This is a genomic window from Vibrio sp. 1727 (genome assembly GCF_033344415.1).
Classification (GTDB): Bacteria; Pseudomonadota; Gammaproteobacteria; order Enterobacterales; family Vibrionaceae; genus Vibrio; species Vibrio alginolyticus.
This window is the reverse complement of the sequence record NZ_JAWPOT010000001.1, coordinates 514,572-526,248: the sequence shown is the minus strand read 5'-3', so window position 1 is coordinate 526,248 and position 11,677 is coordinate 514,572. Positions and strand designations below refer to the sequence as shown.

Sequence of the window (11,677 nt, the reverse complement as noted above, 5' to 3'; positions counted from 1 at the left end):
GAAAGATGGGCTGACACCAACGAAGCCAGAACAACTGTGGGTTGCTGATATTACTTACTTGCCAACTCAAAATGGAGAGAGTTATCTCAGCTTGGTTACAGACGCTTATTCAAGGAAGATTGTTGGTTTTTATGTGGATGACAACATGAAAACTCAATCAGTTAAGCGGGCATTTATCTCAGCTCTCAGGCAACGGCAGAGTGAAGAAAAGCTAATACACCACTCAGATAGAGGCTCACAATACTGTTCGAAGGAATATCAAGATATCCATAAGAAACATAGAGTGACTTGCTCAATGACTGACGGGTATGACTGTTATCAGAATGCTTTAGCTGAGCGTGTAAATGGGATACTCAAAATGGAGCTCTTGCTGAAGAAACCGAAAGATCTGAAAGAAGCAAGGACGATGGTAGCAGAGTCCGTAGATATCTATAATCAAATGAGGCCTCATACGGCTTTAAAATACAAAACGCCCGATGAAGTACATCGAGCGTTTTAGTTAAAAAGTGTCAACCCATATCAGGACGGGTCATATTCGCCTATTTGACACAGGGAAAGGCCAACTACATGGCTTGTTCGGAAATCAAGTTATGTTTATTAAGTAGTCGATACATGGTTGCACGCGAAACTCCGAGCTCTTTCGCCGCATTTGAAACTTGACCAGAATGAGATTCCAAAACAACCAGCAACGCATCACGTTCACTCTTCTCACGGATTGATTTCAAGCTGCGCTTTGAGTCATTACGTTGAGGTAAATCTAAGTGATGCTCTTCAATCATTACGCTGTCGGACATTAATACCGCTCGCTTCACTTGGTTCATCAGCTCACGCACATTTCCAGGCCAGAAATAACGTGTCAGTGCCTTGAATGCATCCTCAGAAAAGCTTTTTGCTTGCGAGTTGTACTCTTTTGAGAACTCTTGTAAGTAGAAACGAGCCAGCAATGCGATGTCACTCGCACGTTCTTTCAAGCTAGGGACATTGATGCGCAAAACGTTGATGTAATGGTAAAGCTCTTCATTGAAGTCACCGTCAATCAAAGCTTTTTCAACATCTGACGAGTTAGCAGCAAGAATACGCACGTTAACCGCTTTTACGCCATCTTTGGTATCAATGGTGCCTTCTTGCAAGAATCTCAGCAGATTCATTTGCTGCTCTTTTGAAATGGTAAGAATGTCGTTAAACAACACGGTGCCGCCATCTGCTTGTTCAAGCAGGCATGCTTCCATATCTTCATCGGCGTTAATACCAAATACTTCAGCTTGGAAACGTTGTTCATTGAGTGCGCGACAGTTAATTGCCATAAACGGTTTATGAGAGCGTGAAGAGACTTTATGGATGGCCCTAGCAACCGCCTCTTTACCAGTCCCACTTTCCCCAGAAATCAGAATACTGACGTCCGTTGGACCAATGCGCTTCACTTGATCGCGTAAACGTTTCATCGGGATAGATTCACCGATCAAACCCATATCTAAACTGCTACCAAAACTAGGCCAAACTTTTTTCTCCAACTTAAGCATGCCAAGCTGGTGACCTATTGTGCTTAATAACTGTGCATCTGGGATCGGCGCTGTGAAAAAATCGATACAAAAGTTAACAATGAACTGGCATATGGTGTCAGTGCCAAGCTGAGATTCACGAATAAACGCTAACCAACGTACGTGTTTGTGAGAGCTGACTAAGTTCGCCAAACCATTCAAGCTGAACTCGTCATGGCTGAGATCAACAATACCGATACATGGACCAATATCTTCTAACAGCGTATTAGCTTTGCGTAAGTCACCTACTTGGTGACACTTCCAGCCCACTTGCTCCAGTACCGATAACCAAGGCTCATAAGTACCGCCAACTACCACAAGCGATCCCGGGATGGAATCCATCTTAAACTGCCCAGCCATTCTCTAACCCTTTTTCATTGTTAATAGAAATTTTGTGCCACAAACTTATCTTTGCGAGCGGGTAACATTATCGAGACTCCGCCCCCTCACGTCTGTCTCAGTATTAAGACTATGCAATAGATTGAGATTTGGCGAATGTTTATTTGCATATCCCATTAAAAGGCAAATGCAACAACTTGAATCAGCTTAACTAAAAGGCAAAAAAAACCACCCGAAGGTGGTTTTTTACTCATCCTATCGAATTACGCTTGCGGGCGCATTGCAGGGAATAAGATTACGTCACGGATAGTGTGCGTGTTAGTCAGTAGCATAACCAAACGGTCGATACCGATACCTTGGCCTGCTGTTGGCGGTAGGCCGTGCTCTAGAGCAGTGATGTAGTCTGCATCGTAGAACATTGCTTCGTCGTCACCAGACTCTTTCGCTTCAACCTGTGCTTTAAAGCGTGCATCTTGGTCTTCAGCATCGTTAAGCTCTGAGAAACCGTTCGCTACTTCACGGCCACCGATAAAGAACTCAAAGCGGTCTGTAAAGAACGGGTTGTCATCGCTACGACGAGCTAGTGGAGAGATATCTGCTGGGTAGCCAGTGATGAACGTAGGCTGCATTAGCTTAGGTTCTGCTGTTTCACCAAAGATCTCTTCAAGAAGCTGACCACATGTCCAGAAAGGTTCTACTTCAACGTGAACAGATTTCGCGATAGAAACCATTAGATCACGGTTTTGTAGGTCTTCTTCTGTTAGCGCTTGGATTTGCGCGTGGTCTGGGTTGTAGTGCTTGATTGCTTCGAACATGCTCATACGAGTGTAAGTACCACCAAACTCAACCGTTTCATCACCGTAAGGCATTGACGTTGAACCTAGAACTTCTTGCGCCACTGAGCTTAGTAGTTCTTCAGTTAGGTCCATCAGATCTTTGTAGTCTGCGTACGCCATGTAGAATTCCATCATTGTGAATTCTGGGTTGTGGCGTGGAGAAAGGCCTTCGTTACGGAAGTTACGGTTGATTTCGAATACGCGATCAAAACCACCAACAACTAGACGCTTCAGGTATAGCTCTGGCGCGATACGTAGGTACATTGGCATGTCTAGTGCGTTGTGGTGCGTGATGAATGGACGCGCACTCGCACCGCCAGGGATAACGTGCATCATTGGCGTTTCAACTTCCATGAACTGCTTAGAGATCATGAAGTTGCGGATTGCAGACATTACTTTAGAACGTACTACGAACGCTTGACGAGAGTCTTCGTTAACGATCAGATCAACGTAACGTTGGCGGTAACGCATCTCTTGGTCAGTTAGACCGTGGAACTTTTCTGGAAGTGGACGTAGTGCTTTGGTTAGCAACTCGTACTCTTCCATGTTCACGTATAGGTCACCTTTACCAGACTTATGAAGTGCACCTTTAACACCGATGATGTCACCGATATCTAGACCTTGGTATTTTTCTTTAAGTACTTTTTGAACCGCTTTGTCAGCGTAAGCTTGGATACGGCCAGAAGTTTCTTGAATTACCAAGAATGGACCACGTTTAGCCATGATACGGCCAGCGATTGCTACTACGTGGTTAAGCTCTTCTAGCTCTTCCTTCGTCTTTTCACCGAACTCTTTCTGAAGGTCGCCCGCTAGTGCGTCACGACGGAAGTCGTTTGGATGGCCGTTCGCTTTGCAGCTCTTTCGGATTGCATCCAGTTTAGCGCGGCGTTCAGCAATCAGCTTATTTTCTTCTAGTACAGTTTCGTTTTGAACAGCATCAGTCATTTTCGATGTATCCTGTTTTTGTCGGTGAAAAGCTTTATAGACCTGATTTCAGGCTAGCTTCAATAAATTTGTCCAGATCGCCATCAAGAACCGCTTGAGTATTACGGTTTTCAATGCCCGTACGGAGGTCCTTAATACGTGAGTCATCCAATACGTAAGAACGGATCTGGCTACCCCAGCCAATGTCAGACTTAGCGTCTTCATTAGCTTGTTTTTCCGCATTTTGCTTTTGCAATTCAAGCTCAAATAGCTTCGCTCGAAGCTGTTTCATTGCCTGATCTTTGTTCTTATGTTGAGAACGGTCATTCTGACACTGAACCACTGTGTTCGTAGGTACGTGCGTAATACGTACCGCAGATTCTGTGGTGTTTACGTGCTGACCACCTGCGCCTGACGCACGGTAAACGTCAATACGTAGGTCGGAAGGATTAATGTCGATGTCGATGTTTTCATCAATCTCTGGATAGATGAACGCAGAAGCAAATGACGTATGGCGACGACCGCCTGAATCGAACGGAGATTTACGAACAAGACGATGAACGCCCGTTTCAGTACGTAACCAACCGTACGCATATTCACCAGAGATGCGAACTGTTGCCGACTTAAGACCCGCGACTTCACCTTCAGAGACTTCAATCACTTCAGCTTTGAAGCCCTTCGCTTCTGCCCAACGTAGGTACATACGCAGCAGCATGTTAGTCCAGTCTTGTGCTTCTGTACCACCAGAGCCAGCTTGCAAATCGATGTAACAATCAGAGCTATCGTGCTCGCCAGAGAACATACGACGGAATTCAAGCTTTTCTAGCTTCTCTTCCAACTCAGCAAGTTCTGGTTCAATTTCGTCAAATGTTTCTTGATCTTCTTCTTCTACAGCCAGCTCAAGAAGACCTTCTACATCTTCCACACCTTGCTCTAGTAGATCAATGGTTTCAACAACCGCTTCTAGTGATGCACGCTCTTTGCCCAGTGCTTGTGCACGTTCTGGCTCGTTCCATACATCCGGCTGTTCAAGTTCTGCGTTGACTTCTTCTAAACGCTCTTTCTTAGCGTCATAGTCAAAGATACCCCCTCAGGACATTTGTGCGCTGAGACACGTCCTGCAGACGGTTTTTAATTGGATTGATTTCAAACATGTTTACTCAACATTTTAGAATAGAATTTAACCGAGAAATTCTACTGAAAAATGTGACCGAGATACAGGAAAATTTCGGATGAGAAATCAGATTGCGGTGAGAGAGAGCACGGTCATAAAATTTTACACCCACTTAGGGGCAACCGTACTCTATAAGAAAGGTTAATCTAGGTATTACTTAGCTTCGATATGGTCGATCATCAATTGCAATGATTGATTACCACGAAATTCATTCACATCCAGCTTATACGCGAGACGTACTGTTTTAACCGATGCATCTGGCCATCGACGTAGATCAACATTGAATGCAATACCGTCGATCATCACATTGGTAGGGTGACCTTTATAAAGCGGCTCTAACATCAATTTAAGATGCTTCTCACCCACCAGCTTTTGATGCAGTACTTTAAACTCACCATCAAAGATTGGCTCTGGGAAAGCTTGTCCAAAAGGGCCACCCGATCGCAGCTGTTCAGCAACATGCATAGAGAACTCTTCCGGCTTAAGTTCACCATCTGACATGATCACGCCTTTTAGCGCCGCTTCATCGAGTTCCTTTTTTACCACTTCATCAAACAAACGACTGAAACGCTCAAAATCCTGCTCTTTAATAGTTAAGCCTGCTGCCATAGCGTGTCCACCAAACTTGATGATCAAACCCGGGTTTTGTGTGTCGATGAAATCCAACGCATCGCGCATGTGTAGCCCCGGAATAGAACGACACGAGCCTTTAATCGTCCCTTCTCCGCCATCAGCAAATGCAATGACTGGACGGTGAAACTTCTCTTTAATGCGCGAAGCCAAAATACCAATCACACCTTGGTGCCAATCACGTTGGAATAAGGCTAAGCCATAAGGAAGCTCATTGCATTCACCAAACTGAAGGCGCTCACAGAAAGCCATCGCTTCTTGCTTCATGCCTTCTTCAATCTCTTTACGAGTTTGGTTCAAGCCATCCAATTCACTTGCCATGCGACGAGCAGCGTGGATGTTGTTACACATCAGCAGTTCAACACCGAAAGACATGTCATCAAGACGGCCTGCTGCGTTAATACGTGGACCTAAAGCAAAGCCAAAGTCAGACGCAACTAAACGACGCGCATCGCGCTTCGCGACCTCAATTAATGCTTGGATGCCGGGACGCGCTTTGCCCGCACGAATACGTTGCAAGCCTTGGTGTACAAGAATGCGGTTGTTTTCATCCAATGGAACGACGTCGGCGACGGTACCCAGTGCAACAAGGTCAATCAGTTCCATCAATTTGGGCTCTTGCATCCCCTGTTCTGCAAACCAATTGTGTTTTCGCATATGAACGCATAGTGCCATCATGAGATAAAACGCGACCCCTACACCCGCAAGCGCTTTAGATGGAAAGCTACAGCTCTCAAGGTTTGGGTTCACCATTGCATCCACATCAGGCAACACTTGTCCTGGCAAGTGGTGATCGGTAACAAGCACAGTAATGCCATTTTCTTTTGCGTAACGCACGCCTTCGATTGATGAGACGCCGTTATCCACCGTCATGATCATCTCAGCGCCAAGCTCTAGGGCTTGGTCAACGACTTCTGGGCTTAACCCATAACCGTCTTCAAAACGATTTGGCACTAGGTAATCCACATTGTGACTACCAAGCATACGCAGCGCGAGCACTGATAATGCTGAGCTTGTCGCGCCATCAGCGTCAAAATCACCGACAACGATGATGCGTTTTTGTTCTTTTATCGCCTGAAACAAAAGATCGACAGCTTGCTCAATCCCCCCGAGTTTTTGATATGAATGCAACCCACGGGCCGACGTTTCTAATTGTGAAAGATCCGTTATCCCACGGTTGATGTAGATACGTTTAAGAATCGGAGGAATGGAATCAGGAAGAAGGGAAAGATCTGGTTCAGGACGTCGTTGAATTTCTATCATGCTTGAAAGAGCCGACAACTTTGCCGGCTCTGCTCCTAAAGGATTATAGTTGCTTTAAACGTTTCAATAGCTCTGCAGGTGGTAGGTAGCCACCAACCATTTCGCCATTCGGTAAGAAGATTGCTGGCGTACCAGAAATACCCAATTGGCGACCTAGATTGTAATGCGCCTGGATGGTTTCGTTACACTGTTTCAAGTCTTTCGCAGGGTTATCAAATGTACGATTCACTTTCGCGTTGTGCATTGCCGACGCCGGATCTTCAGCACACCAAATCGTTGCCATTTGCTCTGCCACAGGGCCAGTTGCACCTTGGCGAGGGTAAGCCATGTAACGCACTGTAATACCTAGATCATTATAGCCTTGCATTTGGCTATGCAGACGCACACAGTAACCACAGGTGATATCAGTGAATACGGTCACAACATACTTTTCATCGTCGGCTTTGTATTCGATCATGCTATCGGAGAACTGAGCAATTTTCTCGGCGTTAAGCGGCGCTTGACGCTCTGCTATGACATCTTTGTAACTGCCATCATCATTAATGGCATAAAGCGTACCGGCGATAAAATGGCTACCATCATTTGAAGCAAACAGGATCCCGCCATTGGTTTGAATTTCCAATAAGCCAGCGACGTCTGATGGTTGAATATCAACGATAGATAAACCAAGCTTTGAGAACTTAGTTTTTAATGCTGCTTCATCAAAGCCGCTTTGTGCAGCTGGCGCCACTTGTTGCGCAGGAGTCTCCGTTTGAGCCTGACTTTCTTCTGCACCACAAGCGGTAACAAAAAATGGTAAAGTCAGCAGAGTTAGTCGGCGTAATACGCTCATGAAATTCACCTTAATGTAAAATCGTTTTTCCAAGAAGACATGGATGAATCTAACCATTGTTATGCTCTTGGGTGGTGTTGACTGTGGATCTGCTTCAATCGTTCAGTCGCCACGTGAGTATAAATTTGCGTGGTCGATAAGTCACTATGTCCTAAAAGCATCTGTACGACCCTGAGATCTGCGCCATAGTTCAATAAATGCGTGGCAAAGGCATGACGCAGTACGTGCGGCGACAGCTGATCAGTATCAATCCCTGCTATCAAAGCATAGTACTTAATACGGTGCCAAAACGTCTGACGAGTCATCTGTCTTGCGCGTTTACTAGGAAAAACAATATCAGATGATGTATCACCAAGTAACGCAGGACGCCCTTGTTGAATGAACGTCTCGATCCAATCGACCGCGTTTTCCCCCATAGGAACCAGGCGTTCTTTACCACCTTTACCAGTCACGCGCACCACCCCTTGGCGCAAGCTAACATTTTCCATGGTCAAACTGACGAGCTCTGTCACACGCAACCCTGTCGCGTAGAGTAGCTCTAGCATCGCTTTATCGCGCAATTCTATAGGGTCATTCGGGTCTGGCGCTTCGAGCAACGCGTCCACTTGCTCTTCACTAATATCTTTGGGTAAACGTTGTGGCAGTTTAGGACTAACCAAAAGCGCACTCGGGTCATCAGCACGCACCTTCTCACGATGCAGGTATTGAAATAAACGACGAATAGCCGACAACATACGCGCACGGGACGTCTGTTTGTAATCTAAGTCTACAAGGTGGCTTTGATATTCTTGCAAGCCAGACAAACTGATAAAATCAAGACGGTATCGATGTTTTTCCATCCACACGAGCAGCTTCATTAAATCGTTTCGGTAGGAAGCCAACGTGTTCTCTGATAGGCCACGCTCCATCCACATCGCATCTAAGAATTGCTCAACAAGCGAAAAATCTTGTTGATTGACAGGCTGTTGTGCCGTCATGAATGCTTCCTTATCTGTTTATATTTACAGTATTTAGATTAAAGCACCTGCCAATCCAATACCATAAAAAATCATCCCACATAGGATATTCGCTGCAATCTTCCTCAATTTATGGTTAGAATCTTCCACAACAGCAACACAAATAACGACGAATATAATGAAAATCGGACTCTTTTACGGCTCAACGACCTGCTACACCGAAATGGCAGCAGAGAAAATTCGTACCCTTATTGGTGAAGACCTTGTCGACATTCACAATGTGAAAGAGACACCGTTATCACTAATGGCGGACTACGACTTATTACTCCTTGGCATCTCAACTTGGGATTTTGGTGAAATTCAAGAAGATTGGAACGCGATTTGGCAAGACATCGCGACCACGCCACTGAAAGGCAAAGTTGTAGCGCTGTTTGGTCTGGGTGACCAAGAAGGTTACGGAGAGTGGTATTTAGATGCGATGGGCTTACTTCACGATGAATTACAAGCCACAGGCGCAACCTTTATCGGTTACTGGCCAAATGAAGGCTACGAATTTGAAGCATCGAAAGCATTGATCGAAGATGGCAGCAAGTTTGTTGGACTTGCGTTAGATGAAGACTCACAGTACGAACTGAGTGATGAACGCATCGAAAAATGGTGTGAACAAGTTCTTGTGGAATTCCACGACACGCTTTGATAGCGCAAACACGTAATCATTAAAAAAGTAAAAAGCCCGATGAAGTAATTCATCGGGCTTTTTATTATCTTGATAACGCGAAGTGATTACGCGGTTTCTTGTGCTAGCTCTGGGCGAGGTTTCGCGATGAAGAACATGCACACGATAGCCGCAAATGTTGGAAGCACCCAACCCATGCCGACTTCGAATAGTGGCAACATGTTAAACGCAGAAACATCAATACCCGATACTTTTGCCGCATCAACCAACGCAAACAGTAGAGATACAAGCAGTACTGCACGGTAAGCAAAGCGTGGATTCGGCAGTTTGCTGCGCACAAATGTTAGTGCAACCAACGCAATCGCCACAGGGTACAGCGCAAACAATACTGGCACTGACAGAGAAATCAGCTGCGCAAGACCAACGTTTGCAACCAATGCACAAACAGAACCATTAATCAGTACCCATTGCTTGTATGACAGTGGTGTTTTCGAGCTGAAGAAATCTGAACACGCAGAAATCAAGCCAATCGCGGTTGTCAGACACGCTAGCAATACGATGACAGACAGAACGATTTGACCGTATGGACCAAACAACGCTTGAACGTATTGGCTAAGCACTAGGCCGCCATTATCAGCACCAGCAGCAACAGTTGCACTCGTCGCACCTAAGTAAAATAGTGAGATGTAAACAAACGCAAGACCAGCAGCAGCAATACAACCTGCATAGATCAGATATTTAGTAGTAGCAGAGCGCTCAGTAATGCCTTTGCCGCGCAGTGCATCAACCATCAGCATACCAAACATCAATGACGCGAACGTATCCATTGTGTTGTAGCCTTCTAAGAAGCCTTTGGTCAGAGGCTGCGTTAGGTATTCACCGTGCGCGCCAATCATATCGCCCTGAGGATCAAGGAAGACAGCGACAGCAAGAATGATCAAACCAACGAACAATGCTGGTGTCAGTACTTTACCGATAAGATCGATCAAACGGCCTTGGAACCATGAGAACATCATCGCTGCGATAAAGAAGATCACTGAGAACGCTGTCAGATGCGTTTGTGACGCCTCAAGGAAGAAAGGTTTCACCGCCATCTCGTAAGCCACTAGGCCAGTACGAGGCGCTGCAAACGCAGGACCAATGATGATGAAAATCAGTGCAGCCATAAGAACTGCCGCTTTTTTCGGAAGATCTTGCGTCAAGTGATCCCAAGAACCACCAGCAACAGCAATAGCAACGATAGTAATAAGAGGTAGACCTACCGCTGTTAGCAAGAAACCAAACATAGCTGGCATTAAGTTTTCACCCGCTAACTGACCCGCTAGAGGTGGAAAGATAATATTGCCCGCACCTAAAAAGAACGCAAATAGCATAAAGCCTACTGCGATAATATCTGTTAGTTTTAACGTCTGCTTCACAGATAACCCTTGTCTTTTAATTAATGAATGTTGTGTATGCTTAGACCACTTTTTGTATACCTAAAGTCAATAAGTACACGTGGTTCAATCTATAAAATTTTCGCCGCATAATGACGAAAGACTCATCATTTGGCAACCTTTAAGAAAAAAACACCATATTAATTTAGTTTTCAAACTTAAAAGCAGTGGATATAACCAGATCCAAATAACAGACCAGTTCTTTATCTCGATCAATTAACAATACAATTTAATAACCAACAAAACAACAATCTATACAATTAATAAACAATAGAGCAATCTACTTAATTATTGAGCAAATATAAAACAATCATGAAGAACAAAAAACTGAAAACTAAAGGCTTCAATTTTAAGCAATTTTGTATTGAGGGCGGCGAGAGTGGTATGCCAGTCAGCACAGATGGGGTAATGCTTGGTGCTTGGATTCAAAGCCCTAACGACGCTAAAATTCTCGATATTGGGACTGGCACTGGCCTGCTTGCCCTGATGTGTGCTCAACGCTTTACGGAAGCTCAAATAACCGCGGTCGATATCGAATTAACAGCCGTTGCTGCCGCGCAAAAAAATATGGCCCAGTCTCCTTGGTCAGATCGTGTAAGTGTGCATCACACCGACATACTGCACTTTACGCCGACACATCCATTCCAACGCATCATTTGTAACCCGCCCTACTTCAACAACGGCGAGCAATCGAAACACAGTCAACGTGCAACCGCGAGGCACACTGATACGCTAGGCCATAACGCATTGCTACAGCGTTGCTATCATTTGCTTGATGACGAAGGGAGAGCTAGTTTTGTGTTGCCAATCACCGAAGGCGAGCAGTTCATTGAGCTAGCATTAAACCAAGGTTGGTATCTATCGAGGATCTGTCGTGTGCAACCATCAGAAAAGAAACCAGTACACCGACTGTTATTTGAACTGTCAAAACGACCTTGCGATTTGCAGACGTCACATTTAATTATCCGTTCAAATGACGGCTATAGTGATGATTTCATCCAGTTAACCCGCGAGTTTTATCTTAAGATGTGAAATAACATGTGATCCTTATCACCAATCACTTTATAATGTGC

At 45.0% G+C, this 11,677-nt stretch carries 10 protein-coding genes; 3 read left to right on the top strand and 7 right to left on the bottom strand.

Translation table 11 applies throughout. The annotated features are described in order from the left end of the window. On the top strand, positions 1-499 hold a 499-nt coding region (locus tag R8O10_RS02425; protein ID WP_318191064.1), incomplete at its 5' end, for an IS3 family transposase. 64 nt (positions 500-563) lie between these two features. On the opposite strand, the gene vpsR is transcribed toward R8O10_RS02425, so the two are convergent. The 6 genes from vpsR to xerD form a co-directional block, all read right to left on the bottom strand. Further along, entirely contained in the window at positions 564-1,898 is a 1,335-nt protein-coding gene (vpsR, locus tag R8O10_RS02420) for a cyclic-di-GMP-binding transcriptional regulator VpsR (protein ID WP_017635067.1), read from the bottom strand. A gap of 242 nt (positions 1,899-2,140) precedes the next feature. Further along, the gene (gene lysS, locus R8O10_RS02415) at positions 2,141-3,658 is read right to left on the bottom strand and encodes a lysine--tRNA ligase (protein ID WP_005382861.1); all 1,518 of its coding nucleotides are present in this window, start codon (positions 3,656-3,658) and stop codon (positions 2,141-2,143) included. 34 nt (positions 3,659-3,692) lie between these two features. Then, positions 3,693-4,791 (bottom strand): peptide chain release factor 2 gene (gene prfB, locus R8O10_RS02410; protein WP_318191063.1). Its coding sequence is split into 2 segments (ribosomal slippage): positions 3,693-4,715 and positions 4,717-4,791, totalling 1,098 coding nucleotides; the frame shifts between segments, so codons are not numbered across the junction. Positions 4,792-4,964: 173 nt separating this feature from the next. Then, complete coding sequence (gene recJ / locus R8O10_RS02405) at positions 4,965-6,704, bottom strand: single-stranded-DNA-specific exonuclease RecJ (protein WP_318191062.1); 1,740 nt, start codon at positions 6,702-6,704, stop codon at positions 4,965-4,967. A gap of 43 nt (positions 6,705-6,747) precedes the next feature. Continuing rightward, positions 6,748-7,536, bottom strand: a complete 789-nt coding sequence (gene dsbC, locus R8O10_RS02400; RefSeq protein ID WP_318191060.1) for a bifunctional protein-disulfide isomerase/oxidoreductase DsbC — start codon at positions 7,534-7,536, stop codon at positions 6,748-6,750. A gap of 59 nt (positions 7,537-7,595) precedes the next feature. Continuing rightward, positions 7,596-8,513, bottom strand: a complete 918-nt coding sequence (xerD, locus tag R8O10_RS02395) for a site-specific tyrosine recombinase XerD (RefSeq protein WP_005381788.1) — start codon at positions 8,511-8,513, stop codon at positions 7,596-7,598. Between the two features lie 157 nt (positions 8,514-8,670). On the opposite strand from xerD, the gene fldB reads away from it, so the two are divergent. Next, the gene (fldB, locus tag R8O10_RS02390) at positions 8,671-9,189 is read left to right on the top strand and encodes a flavodoxin FldB (protein WP_005381790.1); all 519 of its coding nucleotides are present in this window, start codon (positions 8,671-8,673) and stop codon (positions 9,187-9,189) included. 86 nt (positions 9,190-9,275) lie between these two features. On the opposite strand, the gene brnQ is transcribed toward fldB, so the two are convergent. After that, positions 9,276-10,586 carry a branched-chain amino acid transport system II carrier protein gene (gene brnQ, locus R8O10_RS02385; RefSeq protein ID WP_005381792.1) on the bottom strand — a complete coding sequence of 437 codons (1,311 nt, stop codon included), beginning with the start codon at positions 10,584-10,586 and terminating at the stop codon, positions 9,276-9,278. Between the two features lie 330 nt (positions 10,587-10,916). Between brnQ and R8O10_RS02380 the strand changes: the two genes are divergently transcribed. Further along, positions 10,917-11,636: a tRNA1(Val) (adenine(37)-N6)-methyltransferase gene (locus R8O10_RS02380; protein WP_064368990.1), complete on the top strand. Its 720-nt coding sequence runs from the start codon at positions 10,917-10,919 to the stop codon at positions 11,634-11,636. Positions 11,637-11,677: the final 41 nt, after the last annotated feature.

What these genes read in the sequence shown, in the direction of transcription:
- fldB (WP_005381790.1), top strand. Translation starts at nt 8,671, where the DNA reads ATGAAAATCGGACTCTTTTACGGCTCAACGACCTGCTACACCGAAATG.
- dsbC (WP_318191060.1), bottom strand. Translation starts at nt 7,536, where the DNA reads ATGAGCGTATTACGCCGACTAACTCTGCTGACTTTACCATTTTTTGTT.
- recJ (WP_318191062.1), bottom strand. Translation starts at nt 6,704, where the DNA reads ATGATAGAAATTCAACGACGTCCTGAACCAGATCTTTCCCTTCTTCCT.
- R8O10_RS02380 (WP_064368990.1), top strand. Translation starts at nt 10,917, where the DNA reads ATGAAGAACAAAAAACTGAAAACTAAAGGCTTCAATTTTAAGCAATTT.
- lysS (WP_005382861.1), bottom strand. Translation starts at nt 3,658, where the DNA reads ATGACTGATGCTGTTCAAAACGAAACTGTACTAGAAGAAAATAAGCTG.
- vpsR (WP_017635067.1), bottom strand. Translation starts at nt 1,898, where the DNA reads ATGGCTGGGCAGTTTAAGATGGATTCCATCCCGGGATCGCTTGTGGTA.
- xerD (WP_005381788.1), bottom strand. Translation starts at nt 8,513, where the DNA reads ATGACGGCACAACAGCCTGTCAATCAACAAGATTTTTCGCTTGTTGAG.